The sequence below is a fragment of the Chloroflexota bacterium genome, from assembly GCA_016197225.1.
Classification (GTDB): Bacteria; Chloroflexota; Anaerolineae; order Anaerolineales; family VGOW01; genus VGOW01.
Window position 1 is genome coordinate 1 of sequence record JACPWC010000057.1, and the last position, 19826, is coordinate 19826.

12 protein-coding genes and 1 CRISPR repeat array are annotated in these 19826 nt (G+C 45.6%); all 12 genes read left to right on the forward strand.

All coding sequences use genetic code 11. The features are described from left to right. Positions 1-26 precede the first annotated feature (26 nt). Positions 27-497: direct repeats of the CRISPR family, unit length 36 nt; unit sequence CTCTCCACGCTTGAAAAAGCGTGGCCCCATTGAAGC. A 362-nt stretch (positions 498-859) separates the two neighbouring features. The 12 genes from HYZ49_09645 (at position 860) to HYZ49_09700 (ending at position 19824) form a co-directional block, all read left to right on the forward strand. Further along, positions 860-3265 (forward strand): glycosyl transferase family 36, encoded by a 2406-nt coding sequence (locus tag HYZ49_09645; protein ID MBI3242540.1) that lies wholly within the window; start codon positions 860-862, stop codon positions 3263-3265. Between the two features lie 98 nt (positions 3266-3363). Next, entirely contained in the window at positions 3364-4806 is a 1443-nt protein-coding gene (locus HYZ49_09650; GenBank protein ID MBI3242541.1) for an extracellular solute-binding protein, read from the forward strand. 129 nt (positions 4807-4935) lie between these two features. After that, positions 4936-7785: an extracellular solute-binding protein gene (locus tag HYZ49_09655; GenBank protein MBI3242542.1), complete on the forward strand. Its 2850-nt coding sequence runs from the start codon at positions 4936-4938 to the stop codon at positions 7783-7785. Then, a complete protein-coding gene (locus HYZ49_09660; GenBank protein MBI3242543.1) occupies positions 7782-8750 on the forward strand; it encodes a sugar ABC transporter permease in 969 nt (322 codons plus the stop codon). Before HYZ49_09655 ends, HYZ49_09660 begins: the two co-directional genes overlap by 4 nt. Positions 8751-8759: 9 nt before the next feature. Next, complete coding sequence (locus HYZ49_09665; protein ID MBI3242544.1) at positions 8760-9668, forward strand: carbohydrate ABC transporter permease; 909 nt, start codon at positions 8760-8762, stop codon at positions 9666-9668. Then, on the forward strand, positions 9668-11674 hold the full coding sequence (locus HYZ49_09670; protein MBI3242545.1) for a hypothetical protein: 2007 nt from the start codon (positions 9668-9670) through the stop codon (positions 11672-11674). The genes HYZ49_09665 and HYZ49_09670 overlap by 1 nt, the downstream gene beginning before the upstream one ends. Continuing rightward, the gene (locus tag HYZ49_09675) at positions 11667-13889 is read left to right on the forward strand and encodes a hypothetical protein (GenBank protein ID MBI3242546.1); all 2223 of its coding nucleotides are present in this window, start codon (positions 11667-11669) and stop codon (positions 13887-13889) included. The genes HYZ49_09670 and HYZ49_09675 overlap by 8 nt, the downstream gene beginning before the upstream one ends. Before the next feature lie 29 nt (positions 13890-13918). Beyond that, a complete protein-coding gene (locus HYZ49_09680; GenBank protein ID MBI3242547.1) occupies positions 13919-14653 on the forward strand; it encodes a sugar ABC transporter permease in 735 nt (244 codons plus the stop codon). Next, positions 14650-15579: a carbohydrate ABC transporter permease gene (locus HYZ49_09685; protein ID MBI3242548.1), complete on the forward strand. Its 930-nt coding sequence runs from the start codon at positions 14650-14652 to the stop codon at positions 15577-15579. The genes HYZ49_09680 and HYZ49_09685 overlap by 4 nt, the downstream gene beginning before the upstream one ends. Positions 15580-16006: 427 nt before the next feature. After that, the gene (locus HYZ49_09690; GenBank protein ID MBI3242549.1) at positions 16007-16996 is read left to right on the forward strand and encodes a LacI family DNA-binding transcriptional regulator; all 990 of its coding nucleotides are present in this window, start codon (positions 16007-16009) and stop codon (positions 16994-16996) included. Between the two features lie 76 nt (positions 16997-17072). Then, complete coding sequence (locus tag HYZ49_09695) at positions 17073-18371, forward strand: glycoside hydrolase family 1 protein (protein MBI3242550.1); 1299 nt, start codon at positions 17073-17075, stop codon at positions 18369-18371. 205 nt (positions 18372-18576) lie between these two features. Further along, positions 18577-19824 (forward strand): hypothetical protein, encoded by a 1248-nt coding sequence (locus tag HYZ49_09700; protein ID MBI3242551.1) that lies wholly within the window; start codon positions 18577-18579, stop codon positions 19822-19824. Positions 19825-19826: the final 2 nt, after the last annotated feature.

A 19826-nucleotide genomic window follows, 5' to 3' on the forward strand; every position in this document is an offset into this window, starting at 1 on the left:
CGTGGCTCTCGGTCATAATGCGTGGTCTCTCCACGCTTGAAAAAGCGTGGCCCCATTGAAGCACGGTGACAGATTCATTAGATGTCCGTCGTGTTCAAACTCTCCACGCTTGAAAAAGCGTGGCCCCATTGAAGCTTTGAGGTGTCATGCGGTGGAGAGATGCCCTGGAAACTCTCCACGCTTGAAAAAGCGTGGCCCCATTGAAGCCAGGTTGGTAAAATTGTTAGGCAAGACGGCGGCCACCTCTCCACGCTTGAAAAAGCGTGGCCCCATTGAAGCTGGCGGCAAAGGCCCGCAATGCGTCAAGGTGTTCAACTCTCCACGCTTGAAAAAGCGTGGCCCCATTGAAGCTTCAGCGTAGGCGAGGGGATGACCGTCACTTACTCTACTCTCCACGCTTGATAAAGCGTGGCCCCATTGAAGCGATACCGACAATTTCCCAACTCCGCCCGTCGCCTATTCTCTCCACGCTTGAAAAAGCGTGGCCCCACTGAAGCGGCTCTAACGCCCCTTTGGGTATCGGCATCCCGCAGGCTCTCCAACCTTGACAAATAAAAAAAGGTATGATAATTTTTGCCATGCCCTTAACCACAAGGAACCCTCTCGAAAAACGAATTTTCGTTTTTTTTTCTAAGAGAGTGAAACGTTTCACTTTTTGAGATTATCAATAATTGATGTCAAAGATGTAGAAAAGGAAAGACTCTTGGTTCTCCCGTTTTAGCGGGAAACGGGACGCGGATAAACGCGGATTTTGTTTTTTTTCAGCGAAAACCAGCGTTCATCTACGACCCAAGAAATTTCTCAAGTTAAATCTGATAGAGCCAGACTCTTGTCACAACCTATCTTCTCAGAAAGCAAAATGAATAAGAAATTTGAAAATGCCTACGGTTATTTTTCAGAAGATGGAAAAGAATACATTATTACGACTCCTATAACGCCCAGACCTTGGGGAAACATCATAAGCAACGGAGATTATGGGTTCATGATTTCCCAAAACGGATCCGGTTACAGTTGGCGAGGTAATGCAGGACAAAATCGGATTACACGGTCGTTTCAGGATCTGATAAAGGACAACTGGGGAAAGTATTTCTACATTCGCGACTTAAAAAGAAATGTTTATTGGTCTGCAACTTATAAACCGGTGATGCACCCGTATAATTATTATTCAGTTGTTCACGGAATTGGTTACTCCAAATTCATCCAGCAAGTCGAAGAAATTGACAGCGAGTTAACAGTTTTTGTATCAGCGAAAGATCCAGCAGAGATATTTCAGCTAAAACTTATAAATGAAAGCAATGAGGTACGTGAACTTGATATCACATCTTATGCTGAGTGGTTATTGGGGTTTGCGCCAGATGAACACCGTGAGTTTCATAAATTGTTTATCGAAACATCGGCCGATGTAGCAGGGAGCACGGTATACGCCCGCAAATGCTTATGGGGTTTCCCGGACGATAAAGGCAGACACAACAATACCGATTGGCCATTCACCGCATTTATGTCGGTCAGTGAACCTTTGAAGTCATTTGACTGTGACAAAGAATCGTTTATCGGTTTGTATAACAATGATGATAAACCAAAGGCTATGGCCGATAGCTTACTGGCGGGCAGAACTGGAAGATTTACCGATGCCATTGCATCCTTGCAGGTTAAGGTGACTCTTGAACCCAACGAATCAAGAACCGTGGTTTTTACTCTTGGGGTTGCCGAAGATGGTAGAGAGGATTTAGCTGAATTAATAGGCCGTTATACTGCAGTTGAGAAAAGTGAACAGGCATTGCAGGATGTCAAAGATTTCTGGTCACGCTTTGTTGACAGTGAGAGGGTGGAAACCCCGGACGAAGCGTTTAATTTTATGACCAACACCTGGTTAAAATATCAGTCGATTTCTTGCCGATTGTGGGGTAAGTCAGCTTTTTATCAAGTATCAGCCGGATACGGCTTTCGAGACCAATTGCAAGACAGTCAGATTTTCCTGATCAGCGAACCTGAATATACCAAAAAACAGTTGTTGGCGCATGCCGGACAACAATTTATCGAGGGAGATGTTTTGCATTGGTGGTTCTCCATTAAAGGCGGCGGCCCTCGTACAAACTGCTCGGATGATTTGCTGTGGCTACCGTTTATCTTGGATGCATATCTAAAAGAAACTAATGATTTCAGCATATTGGATGAAATGATCCCTTATCTGAACGGTCCCGCAGAACCCTTCTACGATCACTGCAAACGGGCAATCGAACGATCCTTCTTTCGCTTTTCGCCAAGAGGGATTCCTTTAATGGGCGATCATGATTGGAATGACGGATTGAGCGCGGTCGGAACGCTTTTGAAAGGGGAAAGTTTTTGGGTTGCCGAGTTCTTATATATGATCCTCGGAAATTTTATTCCGGTTGCCAGGATGCGCGCGGACGATGACTTTGCCAAACGGTGCGACACGGTCCGCCAGAGCGTAAAAGATGCATTGAACCGTTATGGTTGGGATGGTGAGTGGTATTTGCAGGCAACAACCGATGATGGTTTATTGTTGGGATCAAAAGAGAATGATGAGGGCAAGATATTTTTGATGCCGAATAACTGGGCCGTTATCAGCGGTGTGGCTGATCATAACAGAACCAAAGCCGCCATGGCTTCTGTAACGAAATATTTGTTGAAGGATTATGGAACGCTGCTTAATTATCCAGCCTTTACAAAACCTCGTCCGGATGTTGGATATGTTACCCGTTATGCCCCGGGATTGCGTGAAAATGGCGGAGTTTATACTCATGCCGCAACCTGGTCAGTTTGGGCATATACACTTGCTGATCAACCGGAATTAGCCTATGAAGCTTACCGAAAAATTTGTCCGCCTAACAGAAGCCAGGATATTGACACATATAAGGCAGAACCCTATGTAACACCCGGCAATGTTGACGGCCCGCTTTCCGAGTTTTATGGTCGTGGTGGATGGACATGGTATACAGGTTCTTCACAATGGCTGCACCGTGTAGCAACTCACTGGATTTTGGGCATCAGACCGCAGGAAGACGGTTTATCGGTGGAGCCGTCCATTCCATCAAATTGGCCGGGTTATAAAGTAACTCGGAAATTTCGCAACGCTCTGTATAAAATTGATGTAAAAAACCCCGAAAATGTCAGTAAAGGCGTTAAATCTGTGGCGGTTGACGGAAGAATCTTGGATGGCAAATTAATTCCAGTCTTTAATGACGGGCAAACCCATATTGTCGAAATAATCATGGGAGAGGCTGAACAAAACCCCGTTCGTTAATATGGCGCTGAAAAAGAAAGGAGGTGCTTATTGGGATAGGCCAAAACAAAACATGTTTGTTTTTTTACAAATCACAATAATCAATGAGGAGATAAGAAATGAAAACCTACGCTAAATTAGTGTTCACTGTAATGTTAGTTGCAAGTCTTATCGGATGCACCACGCAACCCACGAAGACCGCTGAACCTGCAGCGACACAACCAGAAGCCACCGCCGTGCCGGCCACCGCCGTGCCGGCTACCGCTGTACCGCCCACCGCCGTGCCGCCTACCGCCGCGCCGGAACCGATTACGCTGAGATATGCGAACTGGAACCTGGGAACCGAAGAAGAAAATAACATTCAAAGGCAACTGGTCAAGGCATATACAGACTTAAACCCGCATGTGACGATTGAGTTTGTGGATATGTCCGGTGAAGGCGGTTGGGACGCAATTCTAACTGCTTATGCGGCTAAGGGAGAGCTGCCGGATGTCTTTATGGCTAACAATGTTCCGTTATATGTTTCCAACGGATGGCTGGCCGATTTAACAGACTTGACGAACGATGATGCGGATTGGCAGGATGTTCCCCAGGTCTTAAAAGACGCCTTTACTTACAACGACAAAGTTCTCGGTTTGCCAGCGGCCCAGTTCGTCATGGGCTATTTCGTCAATCGAGAACTGTACGAGGCTGCCAACCTGGATGCGCCAGAATATGGTTTTTCAATTGACGAGTTCAATACCGGTATAACCACCTTAACTGATGTCTCCAAGGGCGTTCTTGGCTTGGATGAACAAGAGTTCGTTATGGGGTGGTATCCGAGCGCCGTTGACAGCAACCTGAAATGGTTCAGCTATGACGGAACAGAGATGAATTACAACTCCTCCGCGTTTAAGGAAGGCCTTGCCAAGGCGGGCGAGGTGAAACCTTATACCTGGCAAGGTTTGTCGGATGAGCAGAAAACGAACTTTAAATCTGCCGGGCCTTGGGAGTTGTTCCTGAATCAAGAAGTCGGTTTGCGGTGGGATGCCTCCTGGGCAGTGCCAGACTACGTGCAAAAAGCTTCTTTTGATTGGGACTTCATCGGTATTCCTGGCGGCAATCAGGCACTAGTGGCGGATGTCATCGTGGTGTCCAAGACAACCGCTAACCTGGAAGAAGCCTATAGGTTTGCTAAGTGGATGACGTTCTCCACTGCCGCCTATGCTAAAGAAGCAGAATTAGCCCGCGCCGCGGGTTCTGCACCCAAAATGCCGGTTTCGGTCAATGATGCTTCTATAGAGCTTTATAAAGAATTCGTAGACAAGCCGGGCATCCTCAAAGCACTGGATAACCTGAACACCAGTGTGATTGAGTCTCTAGCAAAGATCGTCCCGGGCTATATCAATGCGCGCTGGGAAGGTAAACCAGGTATTGACGTCGGCGAAGATAAAGATGTTAATATGTGGTTTATGTTCAATTTCGCAAATGATGGTCGTTACAAATACGAGGACTACTCCGCGCAATTGGAAGAGTTCGCCAATCAAATCTTGGCAGATGCAGCATCTGAAATGAACAAGTAGTTGGTGAATAAAAAGGGGCGTTGTGATTTCACAACGCCCCTTTTTTTATAAAATCGGATAAAACTAAAATTGGATATTCCAATGAAGTTTAGTAGATTTCTAAGGTTAGTAGGGGCAGTCACCATCTTAATGACGGCGACGCCGTTTTCGGCGTGCGCCTCATTGACTGAAAACCATAATTCGGTGGTTGCTGCTCAGCAAAGTCAATCTCCTGATAGGGCTGAACACAGGAATATCATCGAGATTCGCGCCGATTCACTCGGACTGCCCATAACCAAACATGAAATCGCCGGCTTGTATGAGAAACCGAGTGTATTCCTTCAGCAAAATGACAGTATCCGTTTTGATGTTTTGCTTGAGGAAGAGGGGCTTTATACAATATCTTTTGATATGGCCGCCCCCGAGTCATTCATCAATGCGCCCGAAGGACAACTTTTGGTGGATGGGGCGTTCCCTTCGAACGATACACAGCGCATTGTGTTTCCGATTTTTTATCAAAATACCAGGGATACGTTCCCGTTGGACAGATATGGCAATGAAGCTTTAATCCGCCAAGAAAGGCTGGTTCGCTGGGCAAAAACCGCCTTGCGAGATGCGAATTTCAGCCAGGAATATCCTTTGCAATTCTATTTACCCAAAGGGGAGCATAACTTTGAGTTTAAATTAACTGAAGAATCCATGTTGTTGGGGAGTGTTTATATTGAAACATTTTCAACATATCCTGATTACGACCAATACGTAACAGACAACCAGGCCCCTGATTCTTCGGGTGTGTTGATCGACATTGAGGCCGAACACCCTTCCTATAAAAACGACACCTCGATTCGCCCGATCAATAATCGCAGCCTGGAGGTAACGCCTTATGATACCTACCAACTATTATTAAACACCCTGGGCGGTGAAAGCTGGAAACGCAGTGGAAGCGCTGTCTATTATGAATTTGACGTGCCAGCAGATGGAATGTATTTAATTACCCTGCGCGCGCTTCAGAATACCAAAAACAATTTTACTGTTTTCAGAAGAATTACTATCAATGACGCCGTTTTGTTTGAGCAGTTGAATGAGGTGGCTTTTGATTATTCTTCTCAATGGGCCAACATGACACTGGGAGGCGACACACCCTACAAGATTTTTTTGAGAAAAGGCGTGAATGTGTTGGGGATTGAAGCGAATAATTCTCCCTACCATTCGGCGATTGAAAAAATCAAAAAGGTGTTGATAGATATCAACAACCTGTCTTTGGAAATCAAAAAACTGACTGGAAACCAGGTTGATCCATTTAAAGAATGGGAAATTTCCGAATATATCCCCGATCTCCAAGAGCAACTCATCGCCATTGCGGATGATCTGCGCGAAGATTTGGATGTTTTGTCAGCCATTAATGAAAGCGGTGGGTCACAAGAAATTCTGACGTATCAAATGGCGATAGACAACATCCTGTTTTTGGCGCAGGACCCCGACAAGATTCCAGTGCGAATGAATCGTTTTTCAGAAGGTTCGGGATCAGCCGCCCAATTGCTTGGTAATATTCTGCCCACGTTGCAGAGTCAGCCTCTGGCTTTGGATAAGATCTATGTTCATTCACCGGATACCGTGCCTCCGCAGGTTAAAGTGCCGTTTTTTACTTCTTTGATTGAGGGAATCAAACGCTTTATCCACTCATTTGAACCGGATCCCTATCAATCCATTGGGGCCGGTGAAGACGAGATCGAAGTTTGGGTGAATCGTCCGCGCCAGTATCTCGACTTATTGCAAACGATGACGGATGAATCGTTTACAAAAGACACAGGCATAAAAGTAAAGTTCTCCATCATGCCAGATGAGTCAAAATTAGTGCTGGCCAATGCCGCCAGTATACAACCAGATGTCGCCCTGGGAGTCAGTACGAATGTTCCGTATGAATTAGCGATCCGTAATGCCCTAAAAGATTTGCGGTCATTTGACGACTTTGATTCTTATATTAGGATCTATTCCCCTGGCTCGCTATTAAGTTACATTATTAACGACTCCGTCTATGCCATCCCAGAAACGCAGGATTTCTGGGTCACTTATTATCGGCAAGACATTATGAATTCATTGGGGATTCCGATTCCGCATACATGGGATGAGGTGATTGAGATTTTGCCTGAACTGCAACGATACGGGATGAATTTCAACACACCCCTTTCCAGTGGCAGTGGCTTCAAAGGGTATTTAATGACCGCGCCTTATGTTTTTAATCAGGGCGCACAGCTGTATAGTGCCGATGGGTTTTCAACCGGGTTAGGCAGTGAGGAGTCCATTAACGCCATGAAGTTTATGGCCGAGAGTTTTACCATCTACGGTATGCCGCTGACGACTTCAAGTTTTTACGATAGTTTCCGATACGGCAGTTTGCCCATTGGGGTATCCAACTTTGAAACCTATCTCAAATTGTTAACCGCTGCGCCGGAAATCAATGGGTTGTGGGGGATTGACTTGTATCCGGCAACCGTCTTGGCCGATGGAACACAATACCGGTATGCGACTGGCTCGGCTCAAGCAGGGATCATATTTGCCAATACCGATCAACCCGATGAAGCGTGGACGTTTATGAAATGGTGGATGTCTACGGAGACCCAAGTAGATTTTCAACAGCAATTGATCCTAAATTACGGGTTGGAGTATTTGTGGAACTCGGCGAATGTGGAGGCATTTGCGTACTCTCCGATCCCTCGGGAGCAGAAAGACGTGATTTTGGAACAATGGCAATGGTTGCAAGAGCCGGTAAAACTCCCTGGCAGTTACATGCAGGAAAGAGAACTGAGCAATGCCTGGAACAAGATCGTTTTCGATGGGGTGAATCCTCGCGTCGCCATTGACAGTTCTATCATCATTATCAATCGTGAAATCACCCGGAAAATGGAAGAGTTCGGGTATCTCGAAAACGGGGTAAAGGTGAAAGAGTTCAAGATTCCGACGATAGAAACCGTCAAGGGGTGGATGGAGGCTGGAGAATGACGGCCAAAACAAGTGAGCAGACCATCCTCTTGCAGCAGAAGTCTTCGTGGGATTGGCCTTTCGGTAAGGCGCTAAAAAAATGGGTTGAGAAGGAAAGCGGCGCATATGCTTTTCTGTCCATGTACGCGCTGATGTTTATCATTTTTATCGTGGTGCCCGTTTTAGTGGCCTTCTTTCTGTCGTTTACCTTTTTTGACACCATTCAATTTCCCAAATTCAATGGTTTAAGAAATTACATTGTCTTGCTGACGCAGGACGAAATTTTCATGCGTTATGTGCTGCCCAACACGATCAAATTTGCGGTGATCGTCGGGCCGGGCGGTTACATCTTGTCATTTTTACTCGCCTGGATTTTGGCGCAGCTCCCGAAAGCCCCCCGCACGGTTTTGGCCTTGATCTTATATTCTCCTTCTATGACGTCAGGCGTCGCGATGGCCGTCGTGTGGAAGACTTTATTCAGTGGTGACCAAAATGGCTACTTAAATAGTATTTTGTTGGGGATGAGTGTCATACAAGAACCTATTCAATGGCTTCAGTCGCCACAGTATTTAATGACCATTATGATCATTGTCACTTTGTGGAGCAGTATGGGGGTTGGTTTTTTGGCGATGCTTGCCGGTATCTTGGAGATCAATCCCGAGCTTTATGAAGCTGGTAGCCTGGACGGGATCAGTAATCGATTCCAGGAAATCATTCATATTACGATCCCTTCCATGAAACCACAAATGTTATTCGGCGCGGTGATGTCCATTGTCGCTACTTTCCAGGCCGGCGCGATTGGTGTAACTCTTTCCGGGGGGAACCCCACGCCTCAATATGCCGGGCAGTTGATCGTCAATCACATCGAAGACTTTGGTTTCTTGCGGTATGAAATGGGATACGCTGCGGCAGTTTCGGTCGCACTGTTGCTGATGGTGCTCCTTTTTTCCAGACTTGCAAACAGATTATTTGGCAGTGAGGATTAGAGGAAAATGATGAGCCGCAAGAAGTTTAGCAGCCGATTTTCCGGCATTCGCAATCGGGGGATCAATCCTCAGGGCTTTCATACAAGCCAGATAAAGTTTTACTTTTTTCTGCTGCCTTTAGTCATTTTCATGCTGTTGCCGATCATCTTTATTTTCTCTCACGCTTTTAAACCGCCCGACGAATTGTTTGCTTACCCCCCGCGCTTTTTTGTCGTCAATCCGACCTTCAAGAACTTTACCGACTTGTTTGCGAAATTGTCGAGTTCCGGGATTCCGGTCAGCCGTTATTTATTCAACAGCGTCGTCATCACTATCGTAACGATTGGCGCTTCGATCCTGGTCTCGACGGCGGCGGCTTATGCCTTATCGAAAAAACGCTTCAAACTCAAAAAGGCTTTATTCGCCATCAATACGGTGGCTTTGATGTTCGTGCCGATTGCGGTCACGATCCCGCGTTTTTTGATCATCGAGAAACTCAACCTGATGAATACGTTCCTGGTTCACATCTTGCCGGGATTAGCTTTGCCGGTCGGGTTGTTTTTGCTCAAGCAGTTCATTGACGGGATTCCCGATGAGGTGGTCGAGGCCGCGCAGATTGACGGCGCGTCCGACGTGGGGATCTATTGGCGGATTATTTTGCCCATGATCAAACCCGCGATTGCCACTATTGCCATTTTGACGTTTCAGGCCACGTGGAATAATGCGGATATTTCAACTTTGTATATCAACAGTGAAAGCCTTAAGACCTTCGCGTTCTATCTGACGACCCTGACGACAACAACCGCAGGTGCTAATGCAGTGGCCGGCCAGGGGATTGCGGCGGCGGCTTCATTGATAATGTTTTTGCCCAACTTAATCATCTTTATATTATTACAAAGCCAGGTCATGAGCACCATGTCCCATTCGGGCCTCAAATAATGAAAAGGCTTATTCAGATCGCCTTCATCGCCGCGATATTTTTATTAACAGATACTCAGGCGAGTGCTGAGTCTCCCTATACGACGTGGGCATTAGGCCCCGGAGGGGGGCTTTTTATGACTCAAGACGCGTACACGCCCTTTGCCGAGGTGGATTTGCCCATATCCGGCGCAGAAGATATGGTTGTGACCCCGGATGGGTATATTTATATCGCGGATACCGAAAATGGGCGGATCGTGAAATTGCAGGATTTTGAGGTAATCGCCTCTTATGGCGAGGGAATTTTAGGAGAGCCGACCGGGCTGTTCGTGGATGATGAAGGGATCATGTATGTGGCGGATGCAGAGCAAGATGCCATTTTTACCCTGGCTCCCGACGGAAGTGTACTGAACCAATTCGGACGTCCTACCGAACCGTTGTTTGGAAAAAACCAGGAATTTCTGCCCCGGAAAATCGCGGTGGATGCGCGCCAGAATTTGTACGTCATTAGCGAAGGCTCGGTCAACGGGATCGTTCAAATGAACACCAATGGCAATTTCATCGGGTATTTCGGCGCGAATTCTGCCTCAATGTCGCTCAAGATGATTTTGCAACGGTTGTTTCTGACCAAAGAGCAACTGGATCAGTTTATTAAGAACCAGGCGGCTTCCCCCTCCAATATCGCCATTGATCATCAATCGCTGGTGTATACGATCACTGCCGGCACGTCAGATGCAAAGAGCATCCGGCGGTTTACGGTTTCTGGCAAAAATATCTTTCCTGACACGATTGGGTCAACCTCGTTTCGGGATATTGATGTGAGTGAAGATGGTTTGATATTGGCAATTGCCGCCGACGGAGTAATCTTCGAATATGATCTTAACGGTACACTGTTGTTCGTGTTCGGAGCACAGGACACTGGGGATCAGCGTTTGGGCACCCTGCAGAATCCAACTGCCATCGAACGGTATCAGGATACCATTTATGTCTTGGATAAAGACAAAAACGCTATTGTCGTTTATCAAACCACAGCTTTTGCCAGGCTCGTACACGATGGTGTTCGTTTGTATATGGAAGGGTTTTACAGCGAGGCCAAACCTTATTTTGAAGAGGTCTTAAACTACAACGGCTCTTTTATTATGTCGTATCAGGCTATTGCAGATGCTTATTTTAAGCAGGGAGATTATCCAAACGCCCTCACCAGCTATAAATATGCTGAAGACCGAAACGGGTATTCGCAGGCATTTTGGGAATTACGGAATTTCGTTTTACAGCAGTATTTGACTCAGACCATTTTGTGGATCATCGGCTTGTCGCTGGTTCAAAAAGGGGTCATGCGGCTGGATAAGCGGCACAAATGGTTTGATCCGATCCGACAGTGGGTTAGAGATTTACAGCGCATCAAGCTGGTGGATGACTTTGTTTTCATGTTCCGGTTTATTAAATTTCCGGCGGACAGCTTTTATTACATCAAGAAGGACCTTCGAGGTAGCTGGAAATTTGCATTGTTGATCTATGGCTGGGTGATCGTGGTCAGGGTATTGTCACTTTATTTAACAGGATTTACCTTTAATCCATATACCTCGTTGTCCGATATCCGGTTAGAGAATGAAATCGTCAACACCGTTTTGTTGATTGTTCTTTGGAACGCGGCGAATTATCTGGTATCTACTATCAGTGACGGGGAGGGCCGTATCCGGGATGTCATCACCGGCAGTGCCTATAGTTTATTCCCCTATGCGCTGTTTGCCTTACCAATTGCCCTGATCTCGAATGTTTTGACGCTCAACGAGATTTTCATTTACTCATTCTCCCTCAATTTGATGGGGCTTTGGATGGGGATCATGCTTTTTATCATGGTGAAGGAAGTTCACAACTATTCGTTTTCAGAGACGGTGAGAAACGTGCTGATCACCATATTCACCATGGCTCTGTTCCTTTTGACGGGATACATTCTGTATGTCCTGTTCAACCAGCTGTTTGACTTTATTTCAGCAATACTTCAGGAAGTAGGATTACGTGGCTAAAATAAAGCGAACATTTCAAAGCTTCATCTTAATTTGGTTGTTTTTGGGAGTAAACGCCGAATCGCTGACTGCCATAGCGCAGAAGCCTGAATTTACTTCTAATCAGTTTACCCGGCTCAATACCGTAAATACAAACTGGCAAAACTATCAAGGCATCCCGGATTCCTATGAACTCGTGGCCGAAAATGCCTTTTTTCAATTATATGCAGATAAATCCACTTTAGCTTTTAAAGTAGTTGATAAGCGTAGTGGATATGTCTGGCATTCCAATCTTGATGAAGTCAGTAAAGATGATCAACTAAACAAGACATGGACAGCGTTTGCTCGCAGTGGTATCAGCATTGATTATCTGGATAAAAAAGCAATCAGCAAACGCGCCTCCATCACCAACTCAAATCGTTCTATTGAAGTAAAACCAATTGACCAGGGATTTGAGGCTTTGATAAAATTCAGCGATGTCTCAATATCGATTGGCGTTATTGTCCGATTGGAGGCAAAGGGTGTCAGTGTTGAAGTGCCGTTTGAGTCAATTAAAGAGGAAAACGCGGATTATAAATTAGGTTTGCTTTATATATATCCTTTTTTGGGGGCCACCAAAGAAGATAGTGTTCCAGGCTATATGTTCATTCCCGATGGATCCGGAAGTCTGATTCGCTTCAGTGCGGCTACAAAAGCCAAAAACATGTTTTATGGCCGATATTATGGCGCGGATTTGGGCATGATCACCACGCTACCTTATGATCCAACGGTTAACCGGCCATACAAAATTTCAATACCTGTCATTGGTATGGTTCATGGGGAAAAGCAGAATGCATTTATAGCCATTGTCGAAAAAGGCGCATCGTATGGTGAAATCCAGGCGCATATGGCGGGTATCATCACGAAATTCAATTTTCTATACAATGCATTTATTTATAACGAAAGTTACTTCCAGGCTACCAATCGCTCGGGAGCTGGTGTTACAACTCTTCAGCCCAGAACGAATGCGTTTGATGTGAAGATATCTTATCGTTTTTTGACCAAAGACGATGGTGATTATGTAGGGATGGCGAAAAGCTATCAGCAGTATTTGATTGAAAAGGGGATCTTAAAAAAGATTCCCGATCAAAACAGCGATATCGGGATCAGGGTCGAATTTTTGGGCGGGGATAAAGAAAGAATTTTGCTGTGGAATCGCTTAATTGCGATGACTGCCGTTAGCCAGATGAGCGATATTCTAAAAGATTTAGGGATTAAGAACCCGGATGTCATTTACTACGGCTGGCAGCCGCTTGGCGCTTCCAGCACGCCTCCAAAATCATTGCAGTTAGATAGTAGCTTAGGCAACCCGGATCAGCTTCGCTCATTAATTGAAAAAATCGCTGCGGGTGGCGGAAATTTTTACCTGTATTTGGATCCACAGGCGGCATTGAAGGATGAAAATGGTTATTCGCCCCGCAACGATCTGGCGATGTCAATTACCAGTGTTAATTTGCAGGGTTACAATCGTAACAAAGTTAATTATTATCTAAATTTTGATGCGTTCAGCAAACACTATTCTACGCTTAGCAATGATGTTTTTTCGAAACTTAAGGCAGGCCTGGCATTAGATGGTATCGGTTCGATGCTTTATAGTGATTTTAAAAGCAATCATTTTTTGAATCGAGAAGATGCAATTAGGAAATATCAAGATTTGCTGGCTGAAAACAATGAGAGCACATCTTTTTACACACCGAATGATTACATGTTTGGTTATATGAAGGCTTATTATGATATACCTTTAACCAATAGCGGTTACATATATACCACCGATGCGGTGCCGTTTTTACAGATTGTCTTTGCCGGTTATGTTCCCTATTATGGGACAGCGTTGAATTTCTCATCCAATTTGCAGGATGATTTATTACGGCATGTTGATTTCGGCGTCTATCCGTCATATTTTCTCAGTTATGAAGTAACCGCCAAAATTCTTAATACCAGTTCAAACTGGATTTATACCTCATCCTATGACCAATGGACACAAGAGATAAAACGAACTTACCAATGGCTGAACAATCTGCTAGGGCCGGTAAAAGGACAGGAAATTGTCGCCCGGCAGGTTCTTGAGGACGGCGTCGTGGCCACAACCTACGCTAACGGAAAACAAATCATTGTCAATTATAACGATAAGCCATTCTTAGTCGGCGATGTTGTGGTCAACAGTAAAGATGCTGTAATCAGGGATGTGTTACCGTGAATTTGCGCAAGACTTTTCGCAACAAAGAAATGAGGCATAGCACAAGAGAGGCGCTCTACGGCTATGCTTTCGTCATGATTTGGATTTTAGGCTTTGGGATATTTACGTTAGTCCCTCTAATTCAAACTTTTTTCTATAGCCTGAACCAGGTCACTGTTTCGGCAACAGGCATCAATCTTGATTTTGTTGAATGGGCGAATTATTCAAGAGCCTTATTTACAGACCCGACATTTGTGGAGTTATTAATCGGATATGTGATCGAAACGTTAGTTTCAGTGCCGATTGTATTGATATTTTCAATGATTATCGCTTTATTTTTAAATCTGAATTTCAGATTCAAGGGTTTATTCAGAACGATTTTCTTTTTGCCGGTTGTCATCACCAGCGGACCGGTGATTCAGGAACTGACATCGCAAGGCGCTACCTCGGTGCCGGGGATTGCTAATTCAGCAGTAATTGCGGATTTTTTAGCCCAGCTGCCGCGCTATTTACGCAATCCGATTGAATACCTTCTTACCTCGTTTATATTAATCCTCTGGTTTTCCGGCGTACAAATCCTGATTTATTTATCCAGCTTGCAGAAAATTGACAAGAGCATTTATGAGGCGGCTGCCATTGATGGGGCATCTGCCTGGGAATCTTTTTGGAAAATTACGTTACCATCTATATTTCCTTGTGCTGATTTTGCTTCTGGCGATTGTATATTTGCTCCTAAACTTTCGCGCGGAGAAAAAAATCAGATAAGAGGAGATGGCCGCATATGAAAAGATTTATTCAGGAAAATTTGAAAAGCTTTCTGCTGGGCAATCGGGCCAATTATGGATTGATATTTAATATATTGTTGTATATGCTGTTGATCGCCATTGGCTTTGTTTATCTTTATCCGCTGTTATTCATGTTTGTCACTAGCATGAAAAGTCCGGCGGATTTACTAAACCCGATGGTGCAATGGGTTCCGACTGAATTATTCGTTGGCAACTATATCAAGGCCTACCATGTATTAGATTATCCCACTACACTATTGTCATCTGTAATGATTAGTGTTGTCCCGTCGGTCATTCAGGCTATTGTGTGTTCGCTTGTTGGTTATGGGTTGGCGCGGTATCGGTTTTGGGGCAAAAATCTCATATTTGTTCTCATTCTTGCCACGTTCGTCATCCCCGCGCAAAACACCGTTATCCCGCAGATGTTAACTTATCGAAGTCTTGGGTTGCTCGGCAATATTTATTCTCTGATCTTGCCAGCAATTATGGGGCAGGGATTTAAGAGCGCTATTTTCATTCTAATTTTTTACCAGACATTTCTTTCTTTGCCCAAAGTATTGGAAGAGGCCGCGCGCTTGGATGGGGCATCTGACATAAAGATTTTTGTGCAAATCGCTCTGCCGGCCGCAATACCTTCCTATATTATTTCGATCATTTTCTCGACCGTTTGGTATTGGAATGAGACTTATTTGACCGTCATATTTCTTGAAGGCGGCATCCAGTCACTGCCAATGCAATTATCAAAGTTTGTTCAGGCATATGAGAATTTGTATCCACCTGGAACGGTGAATATTTTTGATCGCCTAAATGAGGCGGTAAAACTAAGCGGCACATTTTTAAATATTCTGCCATTGTTGATAATGTACTTTGTGTTGCAGAAATGGTTTGTTGAATCGATCGAAACGACAGGTATAACAGGTGAATAAACTGATCGTTTTGATCCTTGTGTTTTCGCTGACTATCACTGGTTGTTCTTCTCTACCCCAACAAGCGCGGCAAGCCATATGCAATTCAGTATAGGCTAAAGCGGCAGATTGCACTCCCTGATCAGAGTGATAAATTTCGGGGCGATGCTCGGCTCAGGCGCCCCGGCTTAGCGATACGCGCTTGCTGTGGGTCAGCCCGCCATCACCCCGGAAGAGCCTGGGGCGTTGGCGAGAAATTGGCTTTTCCACTCCGACATCAAATCCGGCTTGAGGTTGTGCTCATGATCCAGGTCGGCGGCGAATCTATAATACGTGGCGATTGCACAGCGTTTTAGGCTATCAAACCCCGGCGAAATTTGCAGCTGCCTACAAAACTAAGTGCGCTGAGTCTCTCGCTTCGCCTGGTCATAAAAACTGAGGCAGATCAATGACTACTATCAAAGATGTGGCTAAACATGCCAAGGTCAGCATCACGTCAGCATCATATGCTTTAAATGGCACAGGCACTATCAGTACAGCAACCCGGAAACGCGTGTTAAAAGTCGCGGAGGAACTGAATTATCATCCCAATGCTTTTGCCAGAAATCTAAAAAAACGAAAGACATATACTATTGGTGTCTTTATTACCCGATTCGGCGGCTCGTTTTATGAAGAAATTCTCGAAGGAATCCATGATGCAGTTCTAAAAACCGATTATGAGTTGATTGTATGCCCTGAAAGCCGGATGTTTCGAAAACTCCTCACACAGCGGCAGGTAGATGGAGCCATTGTGTTTGATTCGAAAATAAAAAGTGATATCCTGGTTAAACTTGCTTCAAAAAGATTTCCTATCGTCGTTTTAGATCGCTATTTGGAAGTTGATTATTTGCTTCCTTTGTTAGTTGACAACCAGCAGGGGGCCAGGGAGGCTTTTTATCATTTATATGCCCAGGGAGCTCGCCGCTTCTCCTTTATTTCAGGTGCTTCGGATTCATTTGATAATATGGAGAGAAAAAAAGCATTTTTGAATGAGGCGGACAAAAACAATGTCACCGTCCAATGCTATAACGGGAATTTTACCGAGGAGTCTGGCTACGATATTGCCAGAACGATGATTGAAACCAATGATTTGCCGGAAGCAGTTTTTTGCGCAAACGATCAAATGGCTATAGGATTTATTAATGCAATGAAGGAGAATCATTTAAAGGCTCCTGACGACATTGCCGTTGTAGGATTTGACGATATCCAAATTGCTAAATATATGCAGCCGACCTTGTCAACTATTGGAGCGTCGCGTTTTTCATGGGGTTCGTTAGCTGCAACTCAGTTGATTGATTTTCTGGAGAATGAAAAACCTTTTCAGCCGTATAGAATTCCCGCCAGGCTGATCCAGCGTGAATCGTCTACGAAGAATCACAATGCGCTATTGGCAAAATAGTCGAGAACGCAAGATAACCTGTGACCCTGGCGCCATTGGTTATATCATTTGATATTCGTATTTTCGGAGAACAACTATGTACGATGTATTCAGCCTGCCGGCGATAAGCTTCCCGAAGGATTTCTTGTGGGGCAGCGCTACAGCCGGACATCAAGTTGAGGGCGACAATATCCACTCGCAAGTGTGGTTTGACGAACAGCAGGACAAATTTTGGCTTGACGATCCCGAACGGAAAATCAGGGCGACCTCCGGTAAAGCTTGCGACCATTACCGGCTGTATCGGGAAGACGTGGATTTGCTGGCAGAGCTTGGCCACCGGGCGTACCGGATGTCAATTGAGTGGAGTCGAATAGAACCTGCCGAAGGCCAGTGGGATGTAGCGGCGGTCAACCACTATGTTGATTTACTGGCGCGCCTTAACCAACGGGGGATTCAGGTGTTCGTCACGCTCCATCATTTTACCCACCCTTACTGGTTCGAGCAGCAAGGAGGTTTTCGGGAACGTGAGAACTTACGCTACTTTGAGCGCTATTTGGAGTACCTCTTGCCGAAGATTAGCGCATACGTGAGCGGATGGAATGTGATCAATGAATTCAACTTAGGGCTATCTCCAACTGGCGGGTCTTACAAATTCAATATGCTTCGCTTTCACGCCCTGGGGTATCACTTGATTAAACGCTATTCTTCAGCCCCGGTAAGTAGCGCCCATGCTTTTATCCATTGGTTTCCACGACGTTACCATGATACTCTGGATCGGCGCATGACAGATTACGCGGATTTCCTTACAAATGAATTCTTCTTTCATGCCCTGCGGACCGGTGAACTGGTGTACCCAAATATGAATAGCGAATATGACCCGGACGTGAAGGGAACGCTGGATTTTTGGGCGATTAATTATTATACGCGCCACATGGTAGATGCGCGCCAGGCAGGTTTGGAAGGCTCCCGGTTCAAGCACAAGGAGCTAAAGATGATCCCGATGAATTTTTATTTAGAGGAGATGTATCCTGAAGGGTTGATTGCGAATTTGGAACGCCTGACTGATCGCCCGGTTTACATTACTGAAAACGGGTGTGCGACCACCGATGACCGGTTTCGGATTGTCTATCTCGCCTTGACTCTCTCCGCGTTGAAGGAGGCGATAGATCGCGGGGTGGATGTGCGCGGCTATTTTTACTGGTCATTGATGGACAACTACGAATGGGGATCGTTCCTGCCTCGATTTGGCTTGGTGGATGTTAATTTTGAGACCTTTAAGCGGACGCCGAAACCTAGCGCGATGTTCTATCGAGATATTATTGGGAGAAATGGATTTGAGGGCGCGACGTTACAACGCTACCTGAAGGAATTGCCTACATTGCAAAAGAGCCAATAAACAAGCGCACCCAGCCCGCCACCCAGCCGACGCTTCGTCTTCAGTTCGGCGCGGCGGATGGCGACCGCGCATCTACAAAGCATCGGTAGATCGAAATGAGGAGCAGGGCATGCCCACATGCCCGTCTGCACGTAGGCGTGCAGACTCCTCACATTGTGATGTGCTGAGAATCACAACGCCCCATCAGAAAAATAAGCGAGCATGTATGGATATACGAAACATATTACATGATGAGCTAAAAGGCTCGTGTGACTTTTTCCTTAATTTCACGAATCTGAATTCAGATAGCAGAGGATTTGGTTTAACTGTTGACTCCACCAAGGATCCTCAGGTGGCTTCCATTGCCTCAGTGGGGTTTGCCCTTACTGCCTGGGTGATTGCTATTGAGCGAGGCTATATAACTCGTCAAAAGGCGCTGGATATTACCAGAAAGACTTTACGCACGCTTTGCTATCATGCAAGCCATTATCGCGGCTTCTTTGCCCATTTCCTGCATCTGGAAAGCGGCGAAAGAATTGGAAAATGCGAATATTCAACGATTGATACCGCACTTTGCTTAAATGGCGTGATCACAGCAGCCGCCTACTTTCGGGACGAAGAAATCGGGCAAATGGCACAGCAGTTGCTCGAACGGGTAGACTGGAATTTCATCATTTTTGAAAAAGACGGCAAAACCCTTTTTCGGATGGCCTACAACCCGGATAAAGATGGCGATTATGTGACGGATGATCCCGGATTTATTCACCAGTGGGATATGGCCGCCGAACAAAAGATGATGTATTTGCAGGCAGCCGGGCATATAGAGCCGTCATTGGCAAAGAAACTTTATAGAGGCTTCTCCCGTGATCTTGGGAACTTTGAGGGGCAAAAAATCATCATCAACCCAGGCGGCAACTTATTTGCCTATCAGTTCAGCGAAGCCTGGTTAGATGCCGCCAATTATCTTGATCCAGACGGAGTAGACTGGTTCAACAACACCCGGCTTGCCACATTAGCCAATCGCAATTTTTGTCTCGAGCACGCCCATGAATTCAAAACCTACCATGCCAACAGTTGGGGGGCTAGTGCTGGCGACAGCCCGTGGGGATACGATGTCTCCGGCAGCACACCTTCTCTGCATACACCGAAACCCAATGGGACCGTCTCTATTTATGGGGCATTGGCCTCCCTGCCGTTTATTCCCGAACTGACTGCGGATATGATTCAATACCTTTATCGCCATCATCCCCAAACCTGGGGGTCGTATGGCTTTTTTGATTCCTACAACCTCGATGTCTCCCCACCCTGGTACAGCAATTCGATTTACGGAATTGATAAAGGTTGTTCGATGATCATGATCGAGAATCACCTGAGCAGACTGATTTGGGATACCTACACCAACAGCCCTTATATTCAAAAAGCTGTCGGCATTTTAGGCTTTCATAAACGACAGGGAGGGCAAGTTACAAGGTGACT

Bases quoted from the DNA above. Each gene is read 5' to 3' on its own strand.
- HYZ49_09655 (MBI3242542.1), top strand. From the start codon at position 4,936: ATGACGGCGACGCCGTTTTCGGCGTGCGCCTCATTGACTGAAAACCAT.
- HYZ49_09645 (MBI3242540.1), top strand. From the start codon at position 860: ATGAATAAGAAATTTGAAAATGCCTACGGTTATTTTTCAGAAGATGGA.
- HYZ49_09700 (MBI3242551.1), top strand. From the start codon at position 18,577: ATGGATATACGAAACATATTACATGATGAGCTAAAAGGCTCGTGTGAC.
- HYZ49_09680 (MBI3242547.1), top strand. From the start codon at position 13,919: ATGAGGCATAGCACAAGAGAGGCGCTCTACGGCTATGCTTTCGTCATG.
- HYZ49_09670 (MBI3242545.1), top strand. From the start codon at position 9,668: ATGAAAAGGCTTATTCAGATCGCCTTCATCGCCGCGATATTTTTATTA.
- HYZ49_09685 (MBI3242548.1), top strand. From the start codon at position 14,650: ATGAAAAGATTTATTCAGGAAAATTTGAAAAGCTTTCTGCTGGGCAAT.
- HYZ49_09695 (MBI3242550.1), top strand. From the start codon at position 17,073: ATGTACGATGTATTCAGCCTGCCGGCGATAAGCTTCCCGAAGGATTTC.
- HYZ49_09650 (MBI3242541.1), top strand. From the start codon at position 3,364: ATGAAAACCTACGCTAAATTAGTGTTCACTGTAATGTTAGTTGCAAGT.
- HYZ49_09660 (MBI3242543.1), top strand. From the start codon at position 7,782: ATGACGGCCAAAACAAGTGAGCAGACCATCCTCTTGCAGCAGAAGTCT.
- HYZ49_09665 (MBI3242544.1), top strand. From the start codon at position 8,760: ATGAGCCGCAAGAAGTTTAGCAGCCGATTTTCCGGCATTCGCAATCGG.
- HYZ49_09690 (MBI3242549.1), top strand. From the start codon at position 16,007: ATGACTACTATCAAAGATGTGGCTAAACATGCCAAGGTCAGCATCACG.